Raw genomic sequence first — 25,788 nt, 5'->3', positions numbered from 1 at the left:
GCCGTACAGAACTAACATAACAACCCAAAGGGCGCTGTTAGCTTATAGAAATTAAACAGTACCGTAATGACTGCGATTCGACATAATCTTTATCCAGCCAAGCCATTGATTTTCAAGGATTGAATCCCTCCAATTCCTGCGTAATTTTCTTTTCCTGAAGAAGCATTAATGGGCACTCACAATAGATGCCTACGGTCGGCACGCGACCGACCTATTTCCATTGACGATTGCTGAGGCTGCTTTATCTGTACTTCCATCGAAACGATGGAAGCCCTCAATGCGCCTGGCTCAACCCTCAAGCCCCCTCCAATCCTATCTGGACGATCCCAGCGGCTCGCTGGAGATGTCCGATATCCGGATCGGCAGGCTCAGCATCGGAAAATTGGTGATCACCAGCCGAGAGGCCGCGATCCAGGCCCAAGAGATTCTCAATGCCGCCTATGAACGCACCCGCCGCGCACGTTCGACGAAGAACGGCACACGGTATCCCGAGCCGCTGCCGGCGGGCACACCCGGGCGCTCGCTCTCCGTAGAGATTGACGACTACATCCGCAATCGCGGCGACTACAGCTGCCTGGCCAGAGAGACCGTCGAGGCGACCTCTCGCACCCTACGGCTGCTTCTAATGACGTGCGGGGACATACCGGTCACCCGCATCGACCACGCTCACATCTACAAGCTATGGGACCTCATTCGCTGGGCCCCAGACCGTCTGCTGTCCGACCCAGAGTACCGCAGGTTTACCTACGACCAAGCGGTCGCGCGTGGAAGGCAACTCAACGTGGCCCCACCGGCCCCCGCCACGCTTGAGAAACACCGGCGCTTCCTATCGACCTTCTTCAAGAAGCTTGAGAAATCCAAGGCCATCGGTGCCTCACCGATGGTCGCCTTCGACGAGATCAAGAAGGACTTGGTCGTGGATCCGAACAAGCCCGAGCGCCTGTTTGACGATGCAGAACTCAAGCGCATCTTCGACCATGGGACATATGTCCCATGGGCTAGCAAGTACCCCCACCGCTGGTGGCTTCCCATCCTCGGCCTCTGCACGGGAGCGCGCATCAACGAGATCGCCCAGCTCAAACTGGCGGACGTGGTGCAAGAAGCCGGCGTCTGGTGCATCCGGATCCAGAAGACCGTCGATCCCGACCTGGCGCACAAGACCCGCAACCGAAGCCGTCAGCGCCTGAAAGGGAAGGCAGCCATTCGCACCCTCCCCATCCCCACCCCAGTGCTCAATGCGGGCTTCCTCGATTTCGTGGCCGATATCCGGGCATGCGGTCATCCCCGGTTGTTCCCACACCTGACCGCCGGCGTGAACCGCAAGACGGGTGAGTCGAACCAGCGTTACAGCCAAGCCGCCCTCAACCAGTTCAGCACATACCTGAAGAGCCTAGGTTTCGGGAAGGGTATTGGGCTACACGCGTTTCGGCACACCATCGCCACGGAGCTCCATCACAAAGGAATTCCCGACGAGGACATTGCCTTGCTGACGGGCCACAGCATCAGCAAGAAGGTGCCGGTGCTGCATGAGGCCTACTTCCACAAGAAACCAGAACTCGCCAGAAGGAAGCAGATCGATCTCCTGAGTCGCTACGCGCCACCGGTCGAATTGCCGATCTACCAGAGAGGTCAGTTCGCGAAACAACTAAGCGATCCAGACAAGTTCTACCCGTAGATCGGCGGCTGTTGCCTGGGCCCTACCGAATATTGAAGGAGAGCTTGGGCGCCCCTGCGAGCATTCGCATCGGATTCCATTTGGAATTACCCTAAAGCCCTCACCGCTCGGATCAAACAGATGACCATCGATGTCAGCGGCCTGTCGGCCAAAGAACTCAAAGCCCTGATCACTCAGGCAGAAAAGCAGCAAACCAAAGTGCTGACTCGGCCCAAAGCTGCGGCTATGCGAGCCAAGATCAACAAATACGTCAAAGATCATGGTTACACGATAGAGGAGCTTTACGGCGCGGTTTCAACGACCTCTTCAGAGGCATCCAAGAAGCGCACCGACGGCAAGGTCGCCCCGAAGTACCGCAATCCGGCCAACCCTAGCAAAACGTGGTCCGGCCGTGGCCGCCAACCGAGGTGGCTGGCTTCGCTGATCCAGAAGGGGAAGGAGCCCAGCGAATTTCTCATCAAATGAGCCTTCGCTCGATAGACTAAAGCTACGTGACTGCGCGGACACGAATGAGCATCAGGGCCCTAGAAGGCAACGAGGAAGTTTCGCGGGGTTTTCCGAAGCCTAGCGAGTCTATGCGGATGGGCACTCATACCTATCGACGTATTGGACGAAGGAGCGGAGGTAGGTAGTTGCTTGCTTGATTTCCGCATCAAGCAATGACATTGGGCGTTGAGAAGGAACACTCCGCTCGATGCAGGTTATGAGCTGCTGGGCGTAGGCTCTATCCCCACCCACGTAATCAGGCGAGTTGGTGACACTGAGCCGCATCCGAAATACTTTGTTCAGGCGGATGACAGCCGCGATACCGCTTTCTCGAAGCTTTGCCAGGAAGTCCTCCGGCGGCGGTGCGGAACTGAACACAGGCGTGCCGCTTGTATTGGGCGCCACGCCTTCCCCGCTGAAAATCCAGGAAAGTGCAATCGTGCTCGCCACGACTTTGGCATGCTTTCGGGCGATCTCTACGATCTCGTCACACTTACTAATGACCTCCCTCTCTTCAGCGCTGTAGTCGTCCGGCCAGACTTCATAACCATCGCAGTCGATGAGGTCAGGTGCGCTCAGATAGTAATCCAGCCTCCGAAGCACCGTCTGGGTCCACTCTTCCTGCGTCTGGACGAATACACCTTTGAAGCCGAGGAAGTACAAGCTTCGATAGATGCTTAAGATGCGAGACAATTTAATTGCTTTTCCATCCTCTCCACCCGCCTCCAGTTCGGCCTGTGCGTGACCTATAGCCGCCTGAATCTGCTCATCGGTGGCGGACGCATAGTCTCCGATCATCATGAGCGGATCATAAGAACGAAGCTCCGGGATGAGCCCAAACTGGGCGGCAAGCACTTGGTAGTCGACGCCCACCGACCCACGCATGTGATCGATGAACTCTTGTGACGCAGGCCAGCTGTGGACAGCTGCGGACAGTCCAAGCCGCTCCAACGTGGATGCTAGGGAGGCTGTCTCGTCTTCGGTGGCCTGTCCCTTCTCCTTCATTACGTCGTGAAGGGCAAGCATGATGCCCACCTGATCGGTCGAAAAGACCTTCCTGACAAGCTCGCGGCCATTGGCATCGCGCGCGAGGGCAACTGTCCAGAAGAACACCGCGCTGGGCAGGGGACTGTTGAAAATCTGATCCAGCGCATCTTTTGGAAGCGCTTCCGCCAGCCGCTTCAATTCGACTATCACCGTTCTGACGGTTCGCAAGTTGGTGACGCGAGCGCTCTCGATGAGACTGATGATTTCCGAGAGACCTCCACCAACGATCCGACGCACACCATCCTCCGCAATGCCATTGATCGTCAGTTGGCAGAACGCCAGCAGATCAGGCTCCACGTGGATGGTGGCACCGACGATACGCTCTTTATACCTTCCAAAATTTTTGAAGTTCTCGCCCGCACGAACTTCGTCGGCAATCAGCAGACAATGAACGCCACTGCTGTCGATGAGGTTGACGACGAACCCGAATAGGACACTGAAAGGACCTGCAAAGCGCTCGACATCATCGATGCAGACCACGGTCTTGTCACGTGTGAGCTCTGCTCGCCAAGTGATATCTTTTGGCTCAATCTTTGCCACGCGAAGCAGCGCCTTTCCAAGCACTGACCCCACTTCAGCAACCACGCCAGGAACTGCCATGGTGATGGATGCTTGGAGCAAGGCCCGCTCCAGATCCTCCAACGACTCCAGACCCGCAGCAGAGATAGTGATGGGCGAGCGATCCGTTAGCTCCGCAGCGTAGCGACTCCATTTATAGGACTTCCCAACCCCCCAGTCCCCTGAGATCAATATGGCATAGCCGGGTTGGGGTGATCGCAGGTAGTTGTCCAGCTGTTGCATCAGAGGGTCCTTTTTTGACGATAAGTGCTAAAGCCCAGGATTGACGCTCGATTCTGACGCTCAAAACGCGCCCGCGCTGGCGGTCAAGCGAGCTGGCCCCGCGGCTAAACAGGCGGACCATTACTGCTCAGATGGCGCCCAGGTCTTTGACCACCGCTTGGCCTTGCTGCAGGAATCCCAACAGCAACCGCCCCCTGCCACCTTCCGCCCACTTCTCTCGTTGAGCCACTGCGCCGGCCGCCGGCCGGACTCAAACAGGGCCGGCGTTGCCATTGAGGGCGGCCAGTCCTGCAAGGGCTCACCAGGTGACGAGAGCTGTCCCGTGATCGGCTGGACCACCGCGGGCACCGTCGCGTCGTGTTTGGCGTAGGCGGTAGCCGTCATGCGTCCGTTCTTGGGAGACCATCCACCCAGCACCAGCTCCGTGGTGCAGTATTCTGCCGGCAATCCCGCTTCAGCCAGGGCTTTGGCGTAGTTCGGCCAAAGCTGGTCAATGACTCGCCCCAATTCCGCCGTCAGCTGTTCCAAGGTGAAGTCTGCTCGAAAACTTGCTTCCAACGAGAGTTGGTAGATTCGCAGAAAGAACTGAGCTGAACCCCGGGTTGCAAACAAGATCTGGTGCTGAGGAATGAGCAGCACCTTCGCCCCTGCCGAAGCTTGGCCACTTAGGGCGTCCTCCGCCCAGGTGTCTACCGTCACGACCAACTGGTCAGCGCTCAGCAAAACGTTAAGGATGCTCATGGGTAAAGTCTGGCTGCCTGTCTCCTACTATCCAACCTTGCCCCCGCACCTGTCGAGCCTTCTATGGAGCTTTCCCTAGAGCTGTTGGCCGCGCGCCTTGAGGCATGCGACGTAGACTTAGAAGCCCACCGCGGCAACATCAAGGCCCTGGAATATGGACTACGGGCGGTCATCGCCAGCCATCCTAAAGGAAGGCTTTCTCCATGGAACTACGTTAGCCAGAACTCGTTTCGCCAGATGACACGCCGATCCGAAAGGCACTGGCATCCAATGCACCAGTGTAATGACCCACTGAAAACCTGCTCAGGTGTTACTTTCCCCGAAGGAGACACCGATGAGCGAAAAGATGGAAGAAGAGATCAAGCGCTGGACCGCCCGGCGCAAGTCGGCACTGGTCCTTGAGATCATCCAGGGCAAGACGACGGTGGCGGCGGCCAGCCGCCAGTTCGACCTGACCCCGGCCGAGATCGAGAGCTGGGTCGAGGACGGCAAGCGCGGCATGGAGAATGCCCTGCGTGCCAAGCCGGAGGACGTGCGCGAGCAGTATGCGCGGCAGCTCAAGGATCTGCAGGAGGCCTATGGCGAGGCGATGCTGGAGATCCGCGCCCGAAAAAAGCTGGCGTCCCTGGTGGGAAAGGACGAGAGCTGATGCGCTCGGTCCAGCAGGGCCTGAAGGACGAAGGTTTCGCGGTGCCGATGACCAAGCTGTGCCAGTGGTTCGATGTGGCCCGTCGCACGACGTACTACAAGCCGACCCGGTCACCGCCCAAGGTGAAGCCAGAGCTGGCCGAGCCAATCAAAGAGATGATCGAGGCGGAGCCGAGTTTTGGCTATCGCATGGTCGCTGCGTTGCTGGGCATGAACAAGAACACCGTGCAGCGGATCTTCCAGCTCAAGGGCTGGCAGGTACGCAAGCGTGCCCTTGGTCAGCGCCCGCGGATCGAAGCCAAGGTGTCGCGGGCCGAAAGGCCGGACCAGCGCTGGGCCACCGACCTTTGCCGGGTCTGGGGCGGAAAGGACGGCTGGCTCAGTCTGGCGCTGGTGATCGACTGCAGCACGCGCCAGCTGCTCGGCTGGCACCTGTCACGGACCGGCAAGGCCAGCACCGCTTCGGCCGTCCTGGAGCAGGCGCTGATCACCCGCTACGGCACGTTGGGGCGTGTGAAGGAGCCATTCCTGCTGCGCTCGGACAACGGCCTGGTGTTCACCAGTCGGGATTACACCCGGCTGGTGCGCAGCTACGGCCTGAGCCAGGAGTTCATCACCCCGCACTGCCCTCAGCAGAACGGGATGGTCGAACGGGTGATCCGGACGCTGAAGGAGCAATGCGTGCACCGGCATCGCTTTGAGAGCCAAACCCACGCCCTGCGGGTGATTGCTGACTGGATCGCCTTCTACAACCAACAGCGCCCTCATCAGGCGCTGAAGATGATGACCCCGGATGCGGCCTATGCCGCTACATTAACCGCATGACCTGAGCAGGAAGCGGTGGGTCATTACACCAGCGCCGGCAAGAGAACCACAACCAAGGGTCAATCGTCTCCAGCATCCACCAGTGTTTCAACCACCAAGCGAAAGGCGTGCGCTGCTCGGTTCTGGTGGATGCGCAACAATTGACGGCGTGTCGCCAGCGTTGCTTTCTCGAGCGCCTCCCGAACGAAATCGTCCCCATGCAGATTCGATTTGCGCGAGTTGCAACTCACGCATGCCAACACGATGTTGGAGATGAAGTTGCTCCCCCCATGATGCAAAGATACGTAGTGATCCTCGTGGCAACTGGCAGGCTCACCAAGGCCATTTACAGCACCACCCGGTCCCTCGAGGGATCTGTAGCAGTAGTAGCAGCGACGCTCCTGGAGCACCAGCAATGTCCTAATCTGCTCAGTGCTGTGCGAGCCTGGCGCCGCCTTCGACTTCAGGGCCCGGCGAAACGACGTTCGTCGGCGCGTCTCGCGGGCGCGGACTTTCCAATGCGCATGAAAGGTATTCCAGGGCAAGAGCACTTCCAGATCGGAGGACTGGAAGAAACGGCGATCACCTGCTCTGCACGCCTCGTGAACGCTCCAATCCTCCAACGTCCCATTGTAGCGCGCGCATCGCCCGTGTTTGGTAAAAAACTGCATCAGCTCGTCGCTGATTCCAAAACGTGCGTTGAGGTCCACGCGCTGAAACCGGCAACCGATCATGCCGTCGGAAAAGACCTGATCTCCCAGGCGTTCATAGGGATAACGCCGGACCATACCCCACCCTGCCTTTGTCAAACATCCGAGAATGGTGCCCGCTTTCCCTACCGGCTGCCAGCAGAGGTCGCCCGTGGCTGGTCCAGACCTTCTCGCAGTAACCGCCGCACCAACTCGCTGACGTGAACATCCTCCCGCGTTACCGCCTGTTCCTGTTCCAGCCGGTTCTTCAGCTCCCGTGGCACGCGAACGGCGACTTGCACGTAAGGTGGCCGGCCCGCGTGGACAGCCTCACCAAGGTGAGCCCCTACGTCAATACCAACGCGTGGCGTGCGCCGTTGAGGGCGCCACGCCACCCGCTGGCGTTGGGCATGACGTCCGATCGACGCGACCGGACGACCTTTTGCTACGGGAAAAGCATGCTAGACCCGAAAAGGGCTTAACAGAGGATCAGAGCGCCTGAGAGTTCAACTGAATCCGGCAACTACACCTGTATTCCCCGCTGATCGGCAATCTCATTCATCGATGGAGAGCCCCGTTCAAGGGGCTCTCTAAATGCTACAGCCATCTAAGGCTGGTCACCATAAATTTGCTTCCGCAACTGCATTTCCGAGGCAGCCGCCCTCTCCATCTCCATCTCATCTCCAAAGTACAGCTTTTTAGTATTCTCCACCGTATCTGGACCATACTTGGCTTGGACACCCTGCTCGAGAGTTAGTCCCTCTTTCGCACATTCCCCAATATCAAAAGCTTGACCATAAAACACTGCAGCATAGGCAGGCGAGGATCTACGACGCACCACGCTCTTTGCTCGTTCGACAGCTTCGGCTACGGCGTCACCGGTCCTGTAGCTCCTATCACTTTGCACATCCGCTAACAATTGACAAGAGACAGGTTCAGAGGCATCGAGAAGAGCGTTGATCTGCGCTACCGATGTCAACGTTCTCTCATCTTCGCTCTCCTGCTCCTGTTGCTCCCTCTGGTGCTGCGCCCTCTGCGCTTCTCTTATCTTTTCATCGACCAGGGCTACCGCAACGCGAGACACTAGCCGTTCCGGTGAGGCAGCGCAGGCCACTTCTACTTCTTGCCGATATGCCTCCAAATCCTCCTTACCAGGCTTGAAGATGAACCCAACAACCGAAGCAGCTCGTCGCTCTTCAATAACGGAAGAGAGATAATTGACTTCCGCATTGGGTGGCAGGAGTCCATCAGTCGAAGCTTTGCAGCTCGCAAGCCCGACGTCTCTTCCGTGTCGATCATAGCTAGACTTCACCGTTTGACGGAAAACATCAGCCAAGGAACGCCCTGTATCAGCCAAACATTGGGAAATAATGTCTTGATCCACGTCCTTTCTTGGCTTGGACCTTCCTTTTAGGACGTTCTGAAAGTAATACTCGACATCTGAGTCCCCCTTGTAGCTAGCAGCGGCGGCTTGAAAAACCGTCTCTATCTGGCGATTGACCGCAAAGTCATCGCCCATCGACTGGCTATCGGCGAGCTGCTCGCACTTAAGCTTAGAATCGAGTGAGATTGCTGGCGCTTTGTTGCCTGAGCAAGCAGCCAGGAAGAGGAACACCGTCATGACGGTTAACGATTTTATGCGCATACATCCCCTGTAATTTAAGCGTCTTGCCGAAACGGCGGAGCATTCTACATCGCAGCGCCACTCGGCTGTGGAACTGGGCCTGAGGTCCACCGACAAGGCGCACTTAAATACGTCAGTGCCGCAGCCATGGTATGGATGCACGTAGCAACAGGGCCACCGCTGCGAACCATGTGTACCGCAGTCTCCTTAGACCGCCAGTCCATCAACTTGTTGCGCGAGTGCTTTCAAGTGAGGGACAAGCGTTCCGAGGAGGTCCCCTCCTCATCCGAAGGTGTGCTGCGACCCCAGCACGGTCCATCCTCGGTCCATCAGGTCGCATCGATGCAGCCAGCACTCTCTCTCAGTCATCCTGACTGGATGGTCGGCTGGCACCTCGACCGGCTCCAGTGTTCCTAGAACTGGTGGCAGCGTTGGATGGTCGACCTGGAACAGAACGTGGAGGTGCTCGCCAGTGTAGTCGGCGGTCATTCGATACAGCGTTAGGGTTGGTTTGCTCATGGAAGTTCTCCTATTGGGTAGCGTCGAAGCCGAGCCGGCTTGACTCAATTACTTATCCTCAAGCGCCCAAGAACTCGAACTACCCTTGTGCCGCAAGCGTTTCCATTTGAAAACGTCTTGGAAGACCTGAGTTCCGCTATCCTTTGCTGAACAGGGGACCACAACACCATGAGCCAACGGATCATTGGCCTGGCCTGTATGGCCATGCTCGCTGGATGCAACGCACCCACTCCACCGCCCACGGCGGGGCCCGAACCTATAGCGCTTCCGGCACCTGTTGCAGAGCCCGAACCAGTCTCCGTTCCGGAGGAAGTACCCGCTGCTGTGGCCGAGGAGCCAAAGGCACACGCCGATGATCCGGCGGTGGTAGCGCGCCTGAGAAAGCTGATCAAAGAAAGGGACGCATTGGGCACGAAGGTGTTCCGGGCTGGCGTGTCCATCGATGGGGCAAGTTCGGCCGGCACGGCATACAACGAAATCCACATCCCTGAGCACACGTGTTTTGTGCTCGGCCAGCTGCTGGACAAGGCGGACTTGGTAGCCCCATTGGCTATCGAATACGAGCCGGACTACGAGACTCAAACCACCGAAAATGCGTCAGATCTCCGCATCATGGGCAATTCCTTAGGCAACTTCGCCAGCGTTGCTCAGCGCGTGTTGGACATGCCGCACGACGAACGTGTGATCACTTGGAACCTGGACTGCGCCGGCCAGCTTGGCCTGCCCAAAGCCTACATCAAGCAGGAGGGACAATCCTCGTTCTACGTGGTGACGAACGAGGGCCATGCCCTGAAGGTGTTGGGTGACATAGAGGCCGGGTTTGCGCAGAAGGTCGAAGACGCCATCGAGGCTAACCCCACGGTAGAGGTCGTGATGCTGGGAAGTGGCGGGGGCTATATCGATGAAGCCATGAAGGCCGGTGCCTACATTCGACGCAAGGGACTGGACACCACCCTTTACAACAACTGCTACTCCGCGTGCCCCTTGGTCTTCATGGCAGGGGTTGAACGGCTGAACTGGTCGCCCTACCCCAAGCTGGGGTTCCATCAGATTTACACACCCGATGGCCAAGCCGTCCCGCTTGACAGCCAACCCTACCGGCTCGTGTTTGGCTACTTGACCCGCATGGGCATTGAACCTCGTTACGTGCTGCAGAAAATGTGGTCGGCGCCGCCGTCGGGCATGACCAACGTGGACGGACAGGACGAGGACCTCTGCCAGGCCAACATCACCACCTGGATTCAGCGGGGTTGTTCCAACCGAGACTACGGCCACCTGTGAGGGGCGGCCTCTTGCTCTGGCCCCTGACACGCCGTATAAAGCACCTGCCGGTCGCTAAAGCGTCGGTGTTGTGCCCGCATAGCCAATAGGCTCCGGGTGCCCGAGGTCCACCCAATGGGGGCGCGGGAATCCTTTTCGATTCCGGAGCCCGCCGTTGAGCACAAAGACCCTCAAAACCCTGCGCACCCATTCTTTTCACGCCCAGCAAGGCCGTTGCTACTACTGCAGCAGTCCAATGTGGCTGTGCTCGCCCGACGAGTTGGGCCTGCGCCCCCGTTCGGCCGCCCTTTTTCGATGCACGGCAGAACACCTGCTGGCCCGCCAGGACGGCGGGAAGGACGTGGCAGACAACGTCGTGGCCGCGTGCCACCTGTGCAACCTGCGGCGACACAAGCGCCCTACCCCGGCCCCCTCACCCGACGCCTATCGCGTCCGTGTCCAGCAACGCATGGCCAAGGGGACTTGGCGCCCTGCCCTGTCCAAGGTGGCCGCCCACAAAGGCTTTCACGCCTTATCATGACGTGATCGGCTTCTCACTTTGGCGTTGGATGATCGCGGGGCATGGACAGCAAAAGGATGGCGAAGGAATGGACCCCGTCGTGGGCGGGCCGACACGTAACGGGATCATCGGATTGGCGTTTGCGCCTTGAGGGCTTGGAGCTCGCCTTGGCGCTGGACGGACGCACCCACCGGGTCAACGTCGAGGACGAGGCCACTTACCGCGTCAACACCGGCACCTTCTGGACCGACATCACGTTCCATCCTGGGCAGGGCCGGGAAGTAAGGGCCGACGGGCTGCCCAACGTCCAGGGCGCCGCCTTGGTTCAAGCGTTGAACGTGGCATTGACAGAGAAACGCCTGCGCGAGGACGTGGCGTTCCTCAAGGGCCAGCAGCGCTCGATAGACGTGTGGCTGGACCACAAGGCAGACCAGGAGCGGGGCTGTTTGGAGCAGCGCCGCTGGTTCACCCACGAGCAGCAGGAGGACGTCCTCGCTGCCCGCCCCAAGATGGATGCGGCCGGTCTTCGATCGCGCCTAAAAAAGCCGGGCGTGGCGGTTCGATTGGGACCGGCTGCCCAGGCGATCGAGCGCTCGCTGGCAGCGTGGGAAGCCGACCACCGCCCTGCATGGGCCGCGCTCAACGCTGCCCACGTGGACCGCGAATTGGTGGCCTGCAAAGACTTGCTGGACCGGGTGGAGAGCAGACCGCTCACCCCGGAACAGGCAAGGGCCGTGGTGTGCTTCGACAACCGTGTGCAGGTGGTGGCCTCGGCCGGCTCGGGCAAGACTTCGACCATGGTGGCCAAGGCGGCCTACGCCATCCACCGCGGGTTCGTGGATCCCAAGCGAATCGTCCTGCTGGCGTTCAACACGGACGCCGCCGAAGAGCTCAAGAAGCGCGCGGTCTTGGCGTTTGAGCGCTTGGGCATGGGGGACGTAACCGTGGAGGCGTCCACCTTCCACGCGCTTGGTTTGCGCCTCATCGGCAAGGCCACCAGGGAAAAGCCCGACGTTCCCGATTGGGCCACCGACGCGGCTGGTGGCGTGCGAAAGCTCACCGACCTCGTGGACCAGCTCAAAGACCAGTCGCCCACGTTCCGCCGCCAGTGGGACCTGTTCCGCTTCGTCTTTGGCAAGGACCTTCCAGCGTTTGGTGCACCGGAGCCGTCCGACGTATGGGACGCCCAAGGCAAGGGCGCGCTGGTCACCAACCGCGGCGAGCGGGTGAAGAGCGTGGAAGAGGTGATGATCGCCAACCTGCTCTTCTTAAACGGAGTCGACTACCGCTACGAGGCCCCCTACCCCCACCGCACCGCCGACGAAACGCACCGGCAATACAAGCCCGATTTCTACTACCCCGACTTGAACCTGTTCCACGAGCACTTCGCGCTCGACGCCAATGGCGTGCCACCAGCGCACTTCGAAGGCTACATGGATGGGGTGATCTGGAAGCGACAGCTTCACGCGGAGAAAGGCACCGAGCTGTTTGAAACCACCAGCCACGGGTTGCGCCACGGCGACGACTTCGATCGGCTGGAGCGCGAACTGACCGACCGGGGGTTGGTGCTCGATCCCAACCCTGACCGGGAGATTCCCAAGGAAGGCCAGCAGCCCATGGCATCGGTCGAGCTCGTTGGGCTGGTGCGCACGTTTATGAGCCACGCCAAGAGCAACGGCTTGAGCGCATCGGATCTGCATCAGCGGTTGGACGCGATGCCCGCCGACACCTTCAAGCTGCGCTACCAGATGTTCCTGGACATCGCCGTTCCGGTGATGGCGGCGTGGGACGAAGCCCTGGCAGCAGAGGATGGCATCGACTTTGAGGACATGCTCAACCTCGCCGCCAGCCATTTGGAAGGCGGGCGCGTGGAATCGCCTTACGACCTGGTGATGGCCGACGAGTTCCAAGACGCCTCGCGCGCCCGGGCCCGGTTGTGCCGTGCACTGGTCCAAGGCAAGGGCCGCTTCCTCTTCGCTGTGGGCGACGATTGGCAGTCAATCAACCGCTTTGCCGGCGCGGACGTGTCGGTGATGACCGGCTTTCGCCAGTGGTTTGGTCACGGCCAAGTGCTCAAGCTGGAGCAAACGTTCCGATGCCCCCAGGCGCTGTGCGACGTCTCCAGTGCATTTGTCTCCAAGAACCTGGGGCAGATCGCCAAGCGCGTGCATTCGGCCACCCCTGCCCATGGCCCAGTGCTCCAAGCGTTCCAGGTGGACACCAAGGACCAGCTGGCCGATGCAATCGACCGCTTCGTGGTGAACTTGGCCGAGGGGGTGCGCGATGGCACGATCCCGCCGGGGCGCAACGGCAAGGTGTCGGTTTATGTCTTGGGCCGCTACAACGCCGATCGGCAGTATGTGCCGATGAGGCAAAGCCGGTTCAACCGCTGGGTGGAGGTTTCCTTTCTGACCATCCACCGCTCGAAAGGCAGCGAAGCGGACTACGTCATCCTCCCGGAAATGATCAGCGCCCCGCGTCGGCGCAGCTTTCCTAACACCCGCACCGACGATCCGGTGTTGGCCCTTGCCATGCCCGAAGGAGACACCTTCCCGCTGGGCGAAGAGCGCCGGCTCTTCTACGTGGCCCTGACCCGGGCCCGGCGCACCGTGGCGATGTTCACCGCCCGTGGTCAACGCTCGATGTTCCTTCGGGAGTTGGTGGAAGACGGGATATTGGGGATCACTGACACCGATGGCGAAGCCGTCAAGGAAGAAGCGTGTCCGGCATGCAAGCAAGGCGTGCTGGTGCTGCGCACCGGCCCTTATGGGGAGTTTCGCTCCTGTTCCAATTTCCCCGTTTGCAGCTACAAGCCGAGGCGACGCGGTGTAGACCCCTCTCCGCTCGCCACCCCACCGTCGCTCCCGAAACGCGCGTCGGCGGTGCACCCGAGCCAGCCGGTCCGCTCTGCCTCCGTTCCCCAGCCTACACCTCCCAGTCGGACACTCTTCTCCTTGCTCGAATCCTTCAACAATGGGCTGGCGGAGATCAATCGCAATGTTTCCCGCGCCAGCGCTGTGCAAAGCGCGACGTCCGACTTGAAGCACCGAATCTTCGCTGAAAGAAGCACGATAGAAAGTGCATTGGAGTTGGCGCGATCCGCAATCTCGTTGGAAGAAAAACTGAAAGACCCTCGCTTCAAGGAAGCCTACGAATCGCTGTCCGAAGCACTGGATGCAAACCGCCACGAGCCCGAAGAGGCGCAGTCGTGGGTGGAAACCCCACTGCCGACGTTCTCGCGCAGCCAGCAGCATCCAGACGAAGACATTGATGCCGCGATTCAGCGGTCGTTTGATGGGCTGAGGGAGGATCGGGACGCATTCCTGTCCGCAATCCATGGTCAGCTCGCAGGGGACTCCGTTCTGCGCCACCACTTTCTGACTTCGATCGAAAAGCTGCACGGACGCCACTATCTGGTAGCCCTAGACCCCACATCCTCTTGGCACCGCATCTAAGGAACCCATGTGGAAGAGGTTGCGTGCAACTTGTGGAACTCAAAGGCTGTGGGATGATGGCCACATAAGCAAGGAGCCGGGCATGACCATCCAACTTGACTACCTCCTGTATGGCCTGGCTGCAGCGGCGGTCTCTGGCGTCATCTTCGCCTTCAAGCGCGATGCACTGATCCGCAGTCGCAACGCCTCCAAGATCGAGCACCTGAAGGCCGGCCTCCCCGCCTCCCCGTCCCATCGGGCTTCGCTCGATGAGGTCGACGACACCGTTAAAAAGATCGACAACAGCTTCTTGCTGCAGGACGAGGATCCCTACGGGAACCATCTGTCGACCAGCGGTGAGCCGCATGGCTACTGGGGCCGGAACCGTGTCGGCCCGGGCTGAGCGAACTTCGACTGCCAAGATGCAAAACGGCGGCTAGTGGCCGCCATTTTTTCCTCACGGCCGTCTTTCCTCCCCCCATCCTCCGAACGCGGCCAACAAACTGACCTAGTCCAGCAATAGGAGGTTCGGTTGAGCGCAACTTTGCACCTGACTGATGCATGAGAACATTCCAGAAGAAATCCGGAGAACGCCGTGTCGCCCATCACCACCTACGCTCTCATCGCGGCTCTCACCGTGGTCGTTGTTGCGGCTCTGGTCTACGCCTTCAGGCGAGACGCAGAATCCGAACGAACTAAAACGGCGAAGGTGCTAAGACTCACGCAGGCGCTGCCCGCTTCACGTCCATACAACGAAACAGCCGCCGAGGCGGAAGTGACACTGCCGAAAATCGAGACATCCGCGTTCAGCGATACGGAAGATGCCTATCGTAGGAACCACGTCTCGGTGATCGGTGAACGCGATGGATTCCACGGAACAAGCAACATCGGCCCTCCTTAAGATCGAATGACAGCACGACCATTGAAACCCGACTTCAGCCGGCCATACTGGAAACGCATCTAGGAACCTTAGGACTCTTGTTTTTGGCCAGTGACCGAGAGTGCGGGGGACCACCAAGTGACGCGCCACAAGGGAGTTTCACTGGGCAGCTCCTCTCGCGTTTCTGCAGGACAGCCTGACCAGAACGTGGCCGACAACCGAGGTGGCTGGCTGCGCTGGTGCAGAAGGGCAAAGAGCCCAGTGAACTCCTGATCAAATAGTCGACAGCGTCGGGTTCCGAACGTACTCCAGGCAGGCTCAAGTCGGAGGAGAGCTTCGACTTCTGGCGACTTGCAACATGGGCTACTCAGGAGCAAAGTTCACTCATCCAGGGGGGACGTCGTTCCCTGCCGCGCTTCTCGACCGGCTCCTTCTTCTAGCTGTTTGATCTCTGCGTTGAGCGATTGAGTGTAGTCAGGGCCAAGGCAGAACTGCATGCAAATGAGACAAGACTCATAACCCATTTCTCTATTAACGGGGCTGGCGTCCCCGCCAGAGCGCTCTCTCATGAGAGCATTCTTGGCCACCAGCCATACTGTCAGCAGTCGAACGTAAGTTCCACAGAATTTCAATAGTGTTGACCTCACCCAAGGATCCAGTCCATTACCCTACCGATTCATCCAAAGAAGCGGTTGGAAGCCTCGCCTTCCGAGCCCAAGACGTTCTATCCTTCAATAAACCAAAAGGGGATGGGTCATGCCGGAGCATCCGATATACCGTAACGCGCTCAACGCGATACAGGTTGGCGTGGAGGATTTCAACGAAGGGTCCCCACCCCGACTGTCTTCAGCCGTCCGAAACCTGACCGCCGGCATTCTCCTCCTGTGTAAAGAGAAGCTTCGCCGCCTGTCGCCCGAAGACGAGATCTTGATTTGGAAGCAAATCAGCCCGTCGCTGGATGACAATGGGAAAGTCATCTTTGAGGGGTCTGGAAAGACGACAGTTGACGTCTCTGAGATCATTTCCCGCTTTAAATCGCTCGGCATTGAAGCAGATGGAAAGCTCTTAGACCGTATCACACGAGTCAGGAACCGGGTCGAGCACCACCACGTTGATGACGTGGGTCAGATCCGAGGCGCTTTCGCTGACGGTCTTCTTTTCCTCTCTCAGTTCATGCCGAAGCACCTAGGGGTGGACCCTCAGGACGAGATAGACGACGACTCCTGGGCCCTCCTAGTAGCCGAGAAGGAGATCGAAGACCGCCTCAGAGCAGAGTGCAGGGCGTCTTACGCTCCAATCGACGGGCCTACCTCGCTGACGGATGCTATTGAGCGCGAGGGGTGCCCTGAGTGCAGCTCCCATTTGGTCAGGCAAACTCAAGCCCAAAACACCAACCCATTTGAGGCCCAGTGGGCGTGCCGAGCTTGCGGTCATAGCAGCTCAAATCAGGAGTGGCTTGGTCGCATCCTTCCTAACTTCTTTGCCGGCGCAAGCTTCCTGGCTGCAAAGGATGGCGGGCCTGACCCCCTGGATACCTGTCCAGAATGTAACAAGGAGGCATATGTTCACGAGGAGGAGATGTGCCTCGCCTGCGGCTTTGAGCTTGAGCCGATCGAATGCGCCGTCTGTTCACAGCCACTTGGCCTAGACGAGTATGGCGAAACAATCTGTTCATATCACCGCTATGTCGCAGAGAGGGAGCGAGACCGGTAGAAAGCCGTAGGACATTTGTGGTTCTCGAGGAGGTCCTCGTCCGCCAACGCATAGGGAAATCATGCGAGTTGCAGATCTTGCCATCCATAACTTCCGTGGCGTGAGTGAGGGCTACTTGCGCTTCAGCAAACACGTGGTGCTAGTTGGGAGCAACAACACCGGCAAAACCACTGTTATCGAGGCCCTCACCCTGATCCTTGGTAGGGATCGTCTGATACGGGACCTCACGGAGCACGACTTCTTTGGGTCGGATCCACTGCCGGATGACCGCATCAAGCTGATTGCGACTATCACGGGCTTTGAAGGCAATGACCCCAATCAGCACTCCGAATGGTTCAGAGATGGACGCGCTGTCCCGAAGTGGTTGGACGAGGCGACCGGCAAGATTCACCCGTTGCCGACAGAGACCGCTAAACAACTCTGCTGCCAGATTGCAGTTCAAGCCTATTTTGACCGGCTGTCACTCACAGTGGAGGTCGTGCGCTACTTCCACGACCACGATGGCGCAGTCGACCCTTTCGATGAGGACTCGCCGGTAGCGGTTCCCCATCGGCTCATACAGCATTTTGGGTTCTTCCTGGTTAGAGCAAGTCGGACCTGGGATCGAGTGCTGTCGTGGGGCAGCGAGCTCTTTCGCAGGACCCTCCATGCCGCAGCCGCGCAGCCAGCCGGCGCTATCATTGCCCAGCGGGACCAGCTGCGATCGCCTGAAACAGCCATTGAGGACGACAGGCAGATTGCGCCCCTAGTTAACAGCGTGAACGATGAGGTCGCGCGCTGTATTGCAGGCTCGCCTAAGCTGAGGCTTCGTGTCACTTCCACGGACAGCCGCTCGGTATTGGATGCCGTGGCGGCCCACTACGCTGTGCCGAACGGACCTAGTGTGCCCGCCGCCCGCCAAGGAAACGGTTTGATTTCATTGCAGGGGCTGTTCCTCCTCCTTGAGCTTGGAAGACTGCGTGCTAAAGGCGGCGAAGGCTTCACCATGGCCTTGGAAGAGCCAGAGCTTCATCTGCCTCCGGCAACTCAGCAGCAGATTGTGCTGAGAGTCCAAGCACTGTCCTCACAGACATTTGTCACCACCCACTCTCCAACCATTGCCGCGATGGCTGATCCCACCTCCGTCTTGCTGCTTAGAAACACTGGTGGGATTTTGACCGCCAAGCCTTTCTTGGAGAAAAATCTTGATGGTCAAACGGCTAACTGGCGACGCAAGTTCTATCAGCACAACCGGACTGAGGTCATTAACGCCCTCATGCACTCGTTTGTGCTGGTCCCCGAGGGCCGTTCAGATCACCTGTTGCTACAGACACTTCTCAAGCCACTCATGCTTAGACAAGGCTGGGCAGGCGAGCATGCTCACTCATTCGGGTTGGAGGTCGGCCTAGTTCCAACCGAAGATGCCAAGGTTGTTGAGACTTGGACCGACCTTCAGCGGTTGCATCCGTGCGTTTGCTGCCTTGTGGACGGCGACGGAGAAGGCTTCCGATACTCCGCGGAACTTGCTCAGGCGGGGGCTCGTCCCGGCTCTATCATCAGGTGGTCCGATGGTCAGATGCTGGAAGATGTCCTGTCTTGGATCTTCTCTGCTGACCCAGCTGCGATTGCGGTAGTAACGAGGGATACTCCGACGTTGGCGGATGCCGATGTGCCCATGGTCGTAGCGCATGCAAAAACGAAGAAGTGCGACTTGGTGCTCTACGAGTCTATCGCGGATGCCATCGTCAGCAACGAGGCATGTAGAGGGCGAGCGTCGGAGCTATTCCAAGGCATGGCGTTGGCCTGCGCCGATCTGGAGAGCGCCCGCTTTAGCAGGGCCGAGAACATCTGGGTCTTCCAGCCATGACCGTTACCGTCTTTTCCGGCGGGGCGGGCAGTGGAAAGACATACCAGCTGATGCAGAAGCTTGCAGAGGTCATTGCCGAGACGCCTTTGGAGATCGGAAGTAAGGTTTTAGCGCTGACCTTCATGCACGGCGCTAGGCGACGCTTAGATGATCGACTTGCCCGGGTTCCGGGAATTGAACGTCGTTACGAATGCGCCACACTAGACAGCTTCGCCGCCCGGCTTGTTCGACGCTGGCAGTCGCTGGCTACCCAGGAGCACTACGGTGAGCCGCGTGAATCCGAATACGAAGAGACGTGCCGGGTAGCCGCAGCCCTTCTCAACCACCGCCGCGTCGTGCTCTGGGTGAAGGCCTCATATCCCATCTTGATCATTGACGAGGCTCAGGATCTCTCTGCAAACCGCCTAGATGTCGTCCGTCACCTCGCATCGGAACTGACAACGCTCATTGCTGCCGATGAGTTCCAGTGCCTGGACGGTGACCTTCGACCGAATCCGGCATGGGGCTGGCTCCAAACCCAAGAAGACCACGTAAAGCTGGAGCGGACGATGCGCACAAACGTGGATTCATTGCTCAACGCCGCCGCTGCACTCAGGTCTGGCTTGGATCTCCCCATCGGCCCCCGGTTCTCTGTCAGAGCGACAGCGAACGCTGCACTGGCGTCTACCTTCTTGAGTAACCAGATCGCATGGAAGGTAAGGGAGAAGTCCTTGGCAGTTATATCCCCTGTAGTGAAGGCCTTCGCAGAAGAGACTGTGATGACGTCTGCCACCAAAGCCACCAAGCAGGGCAATGGGCCCTACCGAGTCGATTGGGAACAGGCCGAGGAAAAGGTCGTGGAAGCACTCTTGGCTCGGATAGTGGCTCCCGCTGTTGCTACCCCAGCCGAGGCTTTGGAGGCCGTGAGAGCGACAGGCAATCAAGGTCTCTATGATGAGTTTGCCAACTGGGTGGACCGCTTGATTCGGACCAAGCGTGACGTAGCTATCTCTCGAGAGATGCTCTCAGCCGCCGTTAAACAGATTTGTGCAAGCCGCGTCAGGTTCCAGCGCTCTTCGGACTTCGGTTACAAGGCGATGTCCGTGCACAGGGCAAAAAACAGAGAATTCGACCATGTTGTGGTTCTTTGGCCTGCTGCAACGCCAGGAGACAGTGAACAAAAGCGGCGATTGCTCTACAACGCGGTGACCCGGGCAAAAGTGGAGTGCCTGGTACTCGTTCAGGCGAAGAAGCACATCGATGCGCCGCCCTTCAAGCAATAGCTAAGCGACGCCATACGCCGTCTATCGTTAAGCAGATTCTGACAGTTCGCGCAGCCTCTTCAACGCTTCCTTCTGCTTGGACGCAGGCAGTCGTGAGACCAGCAGGATGACCTCAGCGAGGGTGTCGGACGTGGCGTGGAAGTAGGCCACCGGAAGACCGAGCGCCTTCGCCAGAGCCTCTGAAGTGGCCGGGTCTGGGTCGTGCTGCCCTGTTTCGTAGCGGCTCACCCTCGTCGCTCCCGACACCGAGTCGACCATGCCAATGCGCTCAGCGAGCTGGGCTTGCGTCCAACCCTTCGCGACCCGCGCACTGCGCAGGCGCTTGCCATAGACCGTCGCGGGCGTCTTGGGTTGGGGCATCCGGAATCTTGCACCACAGCTGAACTCCTTCCAAGTCTGACGGTTGGAACCGGAATGCACATCTGCGATTATCGTAAATGCCACCGCGTCGGTGGTCTACAGGGGATTACCCATGCAGCACGCACGACAAGGAGCCGTCGCGCTCCTCGCACTGGCCATCGCCAGCTTCCCCGCCTTGGCCCAAGCACCCTCTGAAACGAAGCCCGGCTTCTTCCGGCAGCTGGGAAAGAGCCTGAAAGACGCGGGCCAGCAAGCACTGGGCGCCAAGCCAGCAACCAGCAGCACGTCCGCCGCTGGCCCGCTCTACACCCCAATCAGCGGTGCGGGCCACATCAACGGGCTGTTCAAGAACGAGAACCACCAGGCCGCCCAGCAGGGCCTGCTGGACTGGCCGCGGGTCGCGCTGACCTACAAGGAATGGGGCGCAAGCTTGCCCTGTTGGACCGTGGAAGCCCGGATCTGGACCGGCGCCACCGCCTCCACCACCGAGACCTTCCGCGCGTGCGCGGACGCCCCGTTGACCATCCGGGACGACTTGGGGGAAGAAGCGGAGCTCAACAGCAACGCCCGAGCCAAGGCCACCACCGACTTGATGGTGGGCTTGAGGGTACGCCCTGGGAAGCCGAACACCGGCGACGACCGAACCACCGGCCCTACCCCACCCAGGGAACCGTTCAACGTGCGCACGACCCGAGAGGGCGTGGCATGGCAGGCCCGGAGAATTGCCCTGAGCACCGCTTGGGTGTCCGGCTTCTTGCGAGCTGATGACCTCTATCCCGGTCCCTCCGGAATCTTGACGCCGTTCCGCGACAGCCGCATGTGGATCGCCGGCTTTGATCCGGCCGGCAACCGCGACAAGTAAGCCCCCACCTCAACCAGGAAGAGACCCTCATGAACACGATCAGGAACATCGCTTTCGCCGTGACCACTGCTTTGGCTTTGACGGCCTGCGGCAGCAAGCCCTCCGACGAGCAGGCCAAGAAGGCCATTACCGCCGAATTTGAGCGCGCGCTCGGCAGCCAAGTTTGGGTAAAGGAGTATCGGGACTTCAGCCTGAGCGGCTGCAAGAAATCGGAAACTATTGACGGAGTGATCTGCGACGTGGGCGGCTCTGTCGTCCTCGACATTGGAGGCGTCGCCCAGGCCCGGCCGTTCGTTCAGCCAGTGCGCTTCTCAAAGGCTTCTGGCGAGTGGACCGCCCACAAGCTCTGACCCGGCGCCATGACGACTACACCCTCATATGCGCACATCGGCTGCGCGACTGTCCTGCTCGGCGGGGCCGGCCTGGTGTTCACGGCTGGCGGTCTTGAGGCCCTGCAGCAGGAGGCCACTCTGGGCTGGCTCGCTATCGCTGGCGGTTTGGCCATCTGGACCGTCTTGGGCTTTCTCTACTGGATCAACGCCCGGGCATACCGGCGTCAGGAAGATGCCAAAGGGCAACCGTACGCCCCACCCTCGCCCCAGCGCGGCGGGTTCTGGAAAGGGTTCTTCGTGACCTGGACCATCGTGGTGGCCATCCACATGGCAGCTTTCCTAGGAATGGGTTTTGCCGACCTGTTGCCGCGTCCTGAGCAAAGCCGAGCAATCTTCAGCCTGCTCGTCCTGGCGTTGGTGCCGGCGCACGTGGTGGTGCCCGGTCTGGTGGCAATTGTCTACAGCATGATGCGCCGGACCTCGTCCAGGTAGGCGCTTCCTGATGTTCCCATCAAGAGGCCCCGCTTCGGCGGGGCCTTTGCGTTGCGTCCGTCCATTAAATCTGGCACAAGGATTTTAGGACGTATATCAGCGAGGAAAGGGAATGGCGGACACTGGAGCGGACGGGGAGCAGACGAAGAAGGAGGCAAGCAACCCGGGCGCGAAGTCGCCTTCGCACATCGCTTCTGCGCTAACAACGATGGCGGGCGGCATCTTGGCCGTAGCTACCCTGATCGGGTTCTTCCTTCATTTGTCCGGTGATGTCGCGCATTCGACCTACTTGACGGAGATGGGTGTTCCTGCGGGCCTCTTCCCCCAGGCCACCGATGCAAAAATCATCCATGGCTACTACGTGGTCATCATCCAAGGCATTCGGCTGATCAGCGACATTCCTTGGGGCATCGTGTTTACCATGATCGGAATGTCCACGCTGTCCATTGTCATCGCCCGTGCGCCCGTCAAGGAGAACACAGCGATGCGAGGGTGGCTTGAGCGGCGATCCTATTGGATCAGACAACCTATCGTTGCGCTCCTGGGATCAGCGGTGTTCCTCTCTGCCGCAGCGAGCGTCGGTTGCTTTGTCCTGCTACTGGCCATCGTGCCGGGCCTTGTAGGGGAGAAGTTTGGCAAAAGCAAAGCCGACGAAACAAAGAAGCTGCTTCTTGCGGAAGCCTCGGCAAAAGGCTCAGAACTCTGGAAGGAATCAGAGCGCCTCGCCGGAGGCCGCGTTGTTGAGGCGAGCGACAGCTGGATCGCAATCTACGACAGCGAGCTAAAGATGGTGCGAATTCTCAAAAACGATGGCGTTGAAATAAGAACTCACCTATCAACTGCAAAGGCGTCTTATCAGGCTAGTCCACCCATGCAATCGCAATAACTCCACCTGCTCAGGAGAACGTTGTGCCCACTGTGTTCTTTTCCTACTCCCACGCCGACGATGGCTTTCGGGAACAGCTCGAGAAGCAGTTGACCATGCACAAGCAAGAAAGCGGGCCGCGAACGGCCCGCTTCCATTCTTTCAAGTAATGACTGATCACCATTTCTTAACCCGGAAGGAAGAAAATAGCTTCCCAAACCTGCTCGGCTGGCCAACTTTGCCTGACTCAGGAGGGTTGCTTTTCACAGTAACCGGATTGAAGTTCCACTGGTGTACAGTTTTGGCCAAAGAGCGTTCATCAGCAGACTGTGGCCTGACCTTTACGACCACGGTCTTTTTTTTCTCGGGCTTCGCGACCGAGACGGGGCCGATAGTTGTGCCGTTGGAATCAAGTTTTATTTCCATAGCTGCGCACCTCTGACGCTATCGATCAGCTTCGAATCCTTATCCACAGCTAACAAAATCTGCTTGACGGAATCGATCACTGAGGTGAACGAACTTTTCAAATCACCCGCCCCGTATATAGCGCAAATTCCATCCAGAGTCAATGACGATGACTCAATCACCAGTACAGGCGGATCCGGCTGTGTGGTATCCCCTGCCAGCACAAGAGGCATGGCTAGGCACCAGAGGCTGTCAGCCAGTGGCCAAACTGAAGTATCTGTGAACAGATCATCATCCGCCTGCTCGCCCAGTCTCTCAGCCTGCCGGACGAACACCTTGTCCTGTCGCAGCACAGTCCTAGCAATAGGACGCCGACGCTCCGCCGCTTCTTCTGGGCCGTATCCCACCTCAAACCTAGGCCAAAGCTTGAGGATTTCGTCACCTCGCCTCGTGGCAATTGCCGCCTTCAGCGTAAAGTCATGCGGCAAGTCCGCCTCAATCAAAGCGCTACGTATTGTGTCTTCAAGTGAGCCTACAAAACGCTGCACTACTAACTCAATAAATGGGGTTGCAACTGCCTTGTAAAGCTCAATAGTCGATTCATTTACAACATTAACCGCCTCATCAACATAGCACTTCTGGCTCTTGTCGAAATCCAATAGATGCAGCCTTGTCTTCGCGGGGACAATCACCAGCCCTGGGATATTCCGAGCATGAATCTCCGGAGGACCGGACACAACGGCATCGATGATCGCCCCTAACCAATGCCCGGATGCAGCACTGGATGAATCCGCAGACCGTAGTGAAATCCCAACCGTCCAACAATCTGGCTGGAACATTCGCTCATCATCAAAAGCCCACAGAGGCAGATTGGAGACAACCCCGCCATCCGCAAACTCATTTATGCTCCCATCCGGCATCCTTATAGGATACGGTTTAAATATTAAAGGAAGACAAATGGAAGCACACACTGCGCTGGCAACTGAAATCCCCGGAGTAGTATCCACAGAGAACAACTGCAACGTCTTCTTTGTCAAATTTGTGGCGACAATCCGGAGGGGCTTACCACCAGCATTTTTAAGCTCTTCGAACGTAATATCCTTCCCACCGGAAATACCGTCCTTTATTGGTGAATTTGCCAACACCTCATCAATGACATCACGAACTTGATCAAGGGGAGCAAGCCCCTCTCTCAGCAACTTGCACAACTTAAAAAATGAAACCAACCCAGCAACTAAGAGCACAACAATCACACTGAATACAACCAGAAATCCAGTAGCCCTCAATGAAAGCGCGAATAGTGTAGGGGCCGCAAATAAGGCAAAGACCAATCCAGCCAGCAAGTCCACCGCCATAAACTTAAGAATGGCGGTATTTTCTGCAATCCACCTAGCCTTCTTTATCCTAGCCCATCCACGCTCCGTGAAGAGCCCGGTAAGTGAGCCAGAAGAAAATCCTTCCAGCCCTTTCAAGACGTGATGATCACTCTTTCCGCTCAAATCTAGGATCTGATCAGATTCATAGCCCGCAGACACTAATGCGGCCATAATTGATCCGGCCGAGGTACCAGCCACTCCTACTATTTCAGGTCTCGTTGCTGGCTTTGATAGATCTTTCGGCGGAAATTCTGCTAGCTCTAGTGCTTTCAAGGCACCAACGTGGACTGCCCCGCGGGCGCCTCCGCCTTGGAACACAACGTAAACCTTTCTCGCCTCCACGGCCTTCCTCTCGGTACTCATAACGCAGCTCGCTCCATCTAAATACACCCACCTCACCGCGCCGGTGACAATATCTCGCTTTACATCCCAAAGATTGAGCTATGACTTTACATTTTGCGCCCGGCAAGTACTCTTTAATTTGCGATATCCAATGCCAGCAAGGGGAGCCCGCTCTACTCGCCAGCCCAACTGACAGAGCGATTGAGCGTCTGTAACTGAGAGATACAAGATAGGACACACATCCGGCCTCAACACTGAAGCAAAACAATGAATTGACCGTGAGCCGCTCGACCGTTATCTCTTCTCCGCTAGGGTTTCAGTGACCTTGAATGGCACAAGTGGAAATGCGGGTGACTATGTATCAGCACACCGCGTCAGAGCGACTCTTGGCATGCAAAAATTTGGCGAAATCGTCGTCCCCAACGTCCTTAGCCTCCTCTTCTGGATCCCCCTCTTCCACGCTTGCTCCCGCCACAAGCAGTGCCTCGGCGACCTGACACTTAACCTCGAAATCGAGCTCCAAGTCACGGGCCAGCCAGACCAAGGGAGGCTGATCCTCATCGTCGTCTGTGTAGGAATACGCGTCCGGGCCCAGCCCGGTAGCCAAAAGCGCCCTCACAAGCTCCACATCCCCCATCACGCAAGCGTTGTGCAGTTGGGGATACATCAGTGACCGCCCGCGCTCTTGGAGGCCTTCTGGCAGCGCCTTCACCGCGTCCAGCATCTCATCGAAGCGCGTACGAAAGGCCTCACTGCCCCCGTAGAGGTCGTCGAAGCCCATGGCGGCTGCAATGTCTGCGTGCAT

At 58.5% G+C, this 25,788-nt stretch carries 23 protein-coding genes and 2 pseudogenes; 17 read left to right on the top strand and 8 right to left on the bottom strand.

What is annotated here, in order from left to right; all coding sequences use genetic code 11:
• Positions 1 to 277 precede the first annotated feature (277 nt).
• Both ACMZPQ_RS06650 and ACMZPQ_RS06645 read left to right on the top strand, forming a co-directional pair.
• A complete protein-coding gene (locus tag ACMZPQ_RS06650; protein WP_038645844.1) occupies positions 278 to 1,675 on the top strand; it encodes a site-specific integrase in 1,398 nt (465 codons plus the stop codon).
• Between the two features lie 120 nt (positions 1,676 to 1,795).
• A complete protein-coding gene (locus ACMZPQ_RS06645) occupies positions 1,796 to 2,140 on the top strand; it encodes an H-NS histone family protein (RefSeq protein WP_024956681.1) in 345 nt (114 codons plus the stop codon).
• Positions 2,141 to 2,248: 108 nt separating this feature from the next.
• Here ACMZPQ_RS06645 and ACMZPQ_RS06640 read toward each other — a convergent pair whose 3' ends face one another.
• Both ACMZPQ_RS06640 and ACMZPQ_RS06635 read right to left on the bottom strand, forming a co-directional pair.
• Positions 2,249 to 4,009 (bottom strand): P-loop NTPase fold protein, encoded by a 1,761-nt coding sequence (locus tag ACMZPQ_RS06640; RefSeq protein ID WP_024956680.1) that lies wholly within the window; start codon positions 4,007 to 4,009, stop codon positions 2,249 to 2,251.
• A 120-nt stretch (positions 4,010 to 4,129) separates the two neighbouring features.
• Positions 4,130 to 4,750, bottom strand: coding sequence for a hypothetical protein (locus ACMZPQ_RS06635; protein ID WP_231910911.1), 621 nt, complete (start codon positions 4,748 to 4,750; stop codon positions 4,130 to 4,132).
• 334 nt (positions 4,751 to 5,084) lie between these two features.
• On the opposite strand from ACMZPQ_RS06635, the gene ACMZPQ_RS06630 reads away from it, so the two are divergent.
• Together ACMZPQ_RS06630 and ACMZPQ_RS06625 are read left to right on the top strand one after the other, a co-directional pair.
• A complete protein-coding gene (locus tag ACMZPQ_RS06630; RefSeq protein WP_024956679.1) occupies positions 5,085 to 5,399 on the top strand; it encodes a DUF1153 domain-containing protein in 315 nt (104 codons plus the stop codon).
• Complete coding sequence (locus tag ACMZPQ_RS06625) at positions 5,399 to 6,223, top strand: IS3 family transposase (protein WP_032963337.1); 825 nt, start codon at positions 5,399 to 5,401, stop codon at positions 6,221 to 6,223. The genes ACMZPQ_RS06630 and ACMZPQ_RS06625 overlap by 1 nt, the downstream gene beginning before the upstream one ends.
• A gap of 59 nt (positions 6,224 to 6,282) precedes the next feature.
• Here the strand turns inward: ACMZPQ_RS06625 and ACMZPQ_RS06620 are convergent, their stop codons facing one another.
• From ACMZPQ_RS06620 to ACMZPQ_RS06610, 3 genes are all read right to left on the bottom strand, one after another.
• Positions 6,283 to 6,990 carry an HNH endonuclease gene (locus ACMZPQ_RS06620; protein WP_197580274.1) on the bottom strand — a complete coding sequence of 236 codons (708 nt, stop codon included), beginning with the start codon at positions 6,988 to 6,990 and terminating at the stop codon, positions 6,283 to 6,285.
• Between the two features lie 508 nt (positions 6,991 to 7,498).
• Positions 7,499 to 8,512 carry a hypothetical protein gene (locus ACMZPQ_RS06615; protein ID WP_134967741.1) on the bottom strand — a complete coding sequence of 338 codons (1,014 nt, stop codon included), beginning with the start codon at positions 8,510 to 8,512 and terminating at the stop codon, positions 7,499 to 7,501.
• A gap of 285 nt (positions 8,513 to 8,797) precedes the next feature.
• A complete protein-coding gene (locus ACMZPQ_RS06610; protein ID WP_143568571.1) occupies positions 8,798 to 9,034 on the bottom strand; it encodes a hypothetical protein in 237 nt (78 codons plus the stop codon).
• 168 nt (positions 9,035 to 9,202) lie between these two features.
• On the opposite strand from ACMZPQ_RS06610, the gene ACMZPQ_RS06605 reads away from it, so the two are divergent.
• The 9 genes and pseudogenes from ACMZPQ_RS06605 (at position 9,203) to ACMZPQ_RS06565 (ending at position 19,949) form a co-directional block, all read left to right on the top strand.
• A complete protein-coding gene (locus tag ACMZPQ_RS06605; RefSeq protein WP_134967742.1) occupies positions 9,203 to 10,315 on the top strand; it encodes a hypothetical protein in 1,113 nt (370 codons plus the stop codon).
• A 235-nt stretch (positions 10,316 to 10,550) separates the two neighbouring features.
• On the top strand, positions 10,551 to 10,835 hold the full coding sequence (locus ACMZPQ_RS06600; RefSeq protein WP_327083332.1) for an HNH endonuclease: 285 nt from the start codon (positions 10,551 to 10,553) through the stop codon (positions 10,833 to 10,835).
• A 56-nt stretch (positions 10,836 to 10,891) separates the two neighbouring features.
• Positions 10,892 to 13,640: pseudogene (locus tag ACMZPQ_RS06595) on the top strand (UvrD-helicase domain-containing protein); the annotation flags it as partial.
• A gap of 711 nt (positions 13,641 to 14,351) precedes the next feature.
• Complete coding sequence (locus ACMZPQ_RS06590) at positions 14,352 to 14,651, top strand: hypothetical protein (protein ID WP_024956670.1); 300 nt, start codon at positions 14,352 to 14,354, stop codon at positions 14,649 to 14,651.
• 192 nt (positions 14,652 to 14,843) lie between these two features.
• Positions 14,844 to 15,149: a hypothetical protein gene (locus tag ACMZPQ_RS06585; protein ID WP_134967743.1), complete on the top strand. Its 306-nt coding sequence runs from the start codon at positions 14,844 to 14,846 to the stop codon at positions 15,147 to 15,149.
• Between the two features lie 191 nt (positions 15,150 to 15,340).
• Positions 15,341 to 15,409, top strand: a pseudogene (locus tag ACMZPQ_RS06580) (DNA-binding protein); the annotation flags it as partial.
• A 475-nt stretch (positions 15,410 to 15,884) separates the two neighbouring features.
• Positions 15,885 to 16,841 (top strand): hypothetical protein, encoded by a 957-nt coding sequence (locus tag ACMZPQ_RS06575; RefSeq protein ID WP_024956669.1) that lies wholly within the window; start codon positions 15,885 to 15,887, stop codon positions 16,839 to 16,841.
• Between the two features lie 61 nt (positions 16,842 to 16,902).
• Positions 16,903 to 18,687 (top strand): ATP-dependent nuclease, encoded by a 1,785-nt coding sequence (locus tag ACMZPQ_RS06570; RefSeq protein WP_024956668.1) that lies wholly within the window; start codon positions 16,903 to 16,905, stop codon positions 18,685 to 18,687.
• On the top strand, positions 18,684 to 19,949 hold the full coding sequence (locus tag ACMZPQ_RS06565) for an ATP-binding domain-containing protein (RefSeq protein ID WP_024956667.1): 1,266 nt from the start codon (positions 18,684 to 18,686) through the stop codon (positions 19,947 to 19,949). Before ACMZPQ_RS06570 ends, ACMZPQ_RS06565 begins: the two co-directional genes overlap by 4 nt.
• A 27-nt stretch (positions 19,950 to 19,976) precedes the next feature.
• On the opposite strand, the gene ACMZPQ_RS06560 is transcribed toward ACMZPQ_RS06565, so the two are convergent.
• A complete protein-coding gene (locus ACMZPQ_RS06560; RefSeq protein ID WP_024956666.1) occupies positions 19,977 to 20,309 on the bottom strand; it encodes a helix-turn-helix domain-containing protein in 333 nt (110 codons plus the stop codon).
• A gap of 112 nt (positions 20,310 to 20,421) precedes the next feature.
• Between ACMZPQ_RS06560 and ACMZPQ_RS06555 the strand changes: the two genes are divergently transcribed.
• The 4 genes from ACMZPQ_RS06555 to ACMZPQ_RS06540 all read left to right on the top strand — a co-directional run bounded on the left by ACMZPQ_RS06555 (position 20,422) and on the right by ACMZPQ_RS06540 (position 22,881).
• Positions 20,422 to 21,171, top strand: a complete 750-nt coding sequence (locus tag ACMZPQ_RS06555; protein WP_024956665.1) for a hypothetical protein — start codon at positions 20,422 to 20,424, stop codon at positions 21,169 to 21,171.
• Between the two features lie 29 nt (positions 21,172 to 21,200).
• Entirely contained in the window at positions 21,201 to 21,521 is a 321-nt protein-coding gene (locus ACMZPQ_RS06550; protein WP_024956664.1) for a lipoprotein, read from the top strand.
• A gap of 9 nt (positions 21,522 to 21,530) precedes the next feature.
• On the top strand, positions 21,531 to 21,995 hold the full coding sequence (locus tag ACMZPQ_RS06545; RefSeq protein WP_024956663.1) for a hypothetical protein: 465 nt from the start codon (positions 21,531 to 21,533) through the stop codon (positions 21,993 to 21,995).
• Between the two features lie 112 nt (positions 21,996 to 22,107).
• Positions 22,108 to 22,881, top strand: coding sequence for a hypothetical protein (locus ACMZPQ_RS06540; RefSeq protein WP_024956662.1), 774 nt, complete (start codon positions 22,108 to 22,110; stop codon positions 22,879 to 22,881).
• A gap of 395 nt (positions 22,882 to 23,276) precedes the next feature.
• On the opposite strand, the gene ACMZPQ_RS06535 is transcribed toward ACMZPQ_RS06540, so the two are convergent.
• The gene (locus tag ACMZPQ_RS06535; RefSeq protein WP_077684414.1) at positions 23,277 to 25,004 is read right to left on the bottom strand and encodes a patatin-like phospholipase family protein; all 1,728 of its coding nucleotides are present in this window, start codon (positions 25,002 to 25,004) and stop codon (positions 23,277 to 23,279) included.
• A gap of 340 nt (positions 25,005 to 25,344) precedes the next feature.
• The gene (locus ACMZPQ_RS06530) at positions 25,345 to 25,788 is read right to left on the bottom strand and encodes an ankyrin repeat domain-containing protein (protein WP_024956660.1); all 444 of its coding nucleotides are present in this window, start codon (positions 25,786 to 25,788) and stop codon (positions 25,345 to 25,347) included.

This window comes from Stenotrophomonas maltophilia, from assembly GCF_047497515.2.
Classification (GTDB): Bacteria; Pseudomonadota; Gammaproteobacteria; order Xanthomonadales; family Xanthomonadaceae; genus Stenotrophomonas.
Note: the sequence above shows the minus strand (reverse complement) of the source record. Positions and strands in the feature narration are given on the sequence as shown.

What these genes read in the sequence shown, in the direction of transcription:
- ACMZPQ_RS06620 (WP_197580274.1), bottom strand. Translation starts at nt 6,990, where the DNA reads ATGGTCCGGCGTTATCCCTATGAACGCCTGGGAGATCAGGTCTTTTCC.
- ACMZPQ_RS06610 (WP_143568571.1), bottom strand. Translation starts at nt 9,034, where the DNA reads ATGAGCAAACCAACCCTAACGCTGTATCGAATGACCGCCGACTACACT.
- ACMZPQ_RS06570 (WP_024956668.1), top strand. Translation starts at nt 16,903, where the DNA reads ATGCGAGTTGCAGATCTTGCCATCCATAACTTCCGTGGCGTGAGTGAG.
- ACMZPQ_RS06565 (WP_024956667.1), top strand. Translation starts at nt 18,684, where the DNA reads ATGACCGTTACCGTCTTTTCCGGCGGGGCGGGCAGTGGAAAGACATAC.
- ACMZPQ_RS06575 (WP_024956669.1), top strand. Translation starts at nt 15,885, where the DNA reads ATGCCGGAGCATCCGATATACCGTAACGCGCTCAACGCGATACAGGTT.
- ACMZPQ_RS06630 (WP_024956679.1), top strand. Translation starts at nt 5,085, where the DNA reads ATGAGCGAAAAGATGGAAGAAGAGATCAAGCGCTGGACCGCCCGGCGC.
- ACMZPQ_RS06650 (WP_038645844.1), top strand. Translation starts at nt 278, where the DNA reads ATGCGCCTGGCTCAACCCTCAAGCCCCCTCCAATCCTATCTGGACGAT.
- ACMZPQ_RS06550 (WP_024956664.1), top strand. Translation starts at nt 21,201, where the DNA reads ATGAACACGATCAGGAACATCGCTTTCGCCGTGACCACTGCTTTGGCT.
- ACMZPQ_RS06590 (WP_024956670.1), top strand. Translation starts at nt 14,352, where the DNA reads ATGACCATCCAACTTGACTACCTCCTGTATGGCCTGGCTGCAGCGGCG.
- ACMZPQ_RS06635 (WP_231910911.1), bottom strand. Translation starts at nt 4,750, where the DNA reads ATGAGCATCCTTAACGTTTTGCTGAGCGCTGACCAGTTGGTCGTGACG.
- ACMZPQ_RS06615 (WP_134967741.1), bottom strand. Translation starts at nt 8,512, where the DNA reads ATGACGGTGTTCCTCTTCCTGGCTGCTTGCTCAGGCAACAAAGCGCCA.
- ACMZPQ_RS06625 (WP_032963337.1), top strand. Translation starts at nt 5,399, where the DNA reads ATGCGCTCGGTCCAGCAGGGCCTGAAGGACGAAGGTTTCGCGGTGCCG.
- ACMZPQ_RS06540 (WP_024956662.1), top strand. Translation starts at nt 22,108, where the DNA reads ATGGCGGACACTGGAGCGGACGGGGAGCAGACGAAGAAGGAGGCAAGC.
- ACMZPQ_RS06560 (WP_024956666.1), bottom strand. Translation starts at nt 20,309, where the DNA reads ATGCCCCAACCCAAGACGCCCGCGACGGTCTATGGCAAGCGCCTGCGC.
- ACMZPQ_RS06600 (WP_327083332.1), top strand. Translation starts at nt 10,551, where the DNA reads ATGTGGCTGTGCTCGCCCGACGAGTTGGGCCTGCGCCCCCGTTCGGCC.
- ACMZPQ_RS06545 (WP_024956663.1), top strand. Translation starts at nt 21,531, where the DNA reads ATGACGACTACACCCTCATATGCGCACATCGGCTGCGCGACTGTCCTG.
- ACMZPQ_RS06530 (WP_024956660.1), bottom strand. Translation starts at nt 25,788, where the DNA reads ATGCACGCAGACATTGCAGCCGCCATGGGCTTCGACGACCTCTACGGG.
- ACMZPQ_RS06605 (WP_134967742.1), top strand. Translation starts at nt 9,203, where the DNA reads ATGAGCCAACGGATCATTGGCCTGGCCTGTATGGCCATGCTCGCTGGA.
- ACMZPQ_RS06535 (WP_077684414.1), bottom strand. Translation starts at nt 25,004, where the DNA reads ATGAGTACCGAGAGGAAGGCCGTGGAGGCGAGAAAGGTTTACGTTGTG.
- ACMZPQ_RS06555 (WP_024956665.1), top strand. Translation starts at nt 20,422, where the DNA reads ATGCAGCACGCACGACAAGGAGCCGTCGCGCTCCTCGCACTGGCCATC.
- ACMZPQ_RS06640 (WP_024956680.1), bottom strand. Translation starts at nt 4,009, where the DNA reads ATGCAACAGCTGGACAACTACCTGCGATCACCCCAACCCGGCTATGCC.
- ACMZPQ_RS06645 (WP_024956681.1), top strand. Translation starts at nt 1,796, where the DNA reads ATGACCATCGATGTCAGCGGCCTGTCGGCCAAAGAACTCAAAGCCCTG.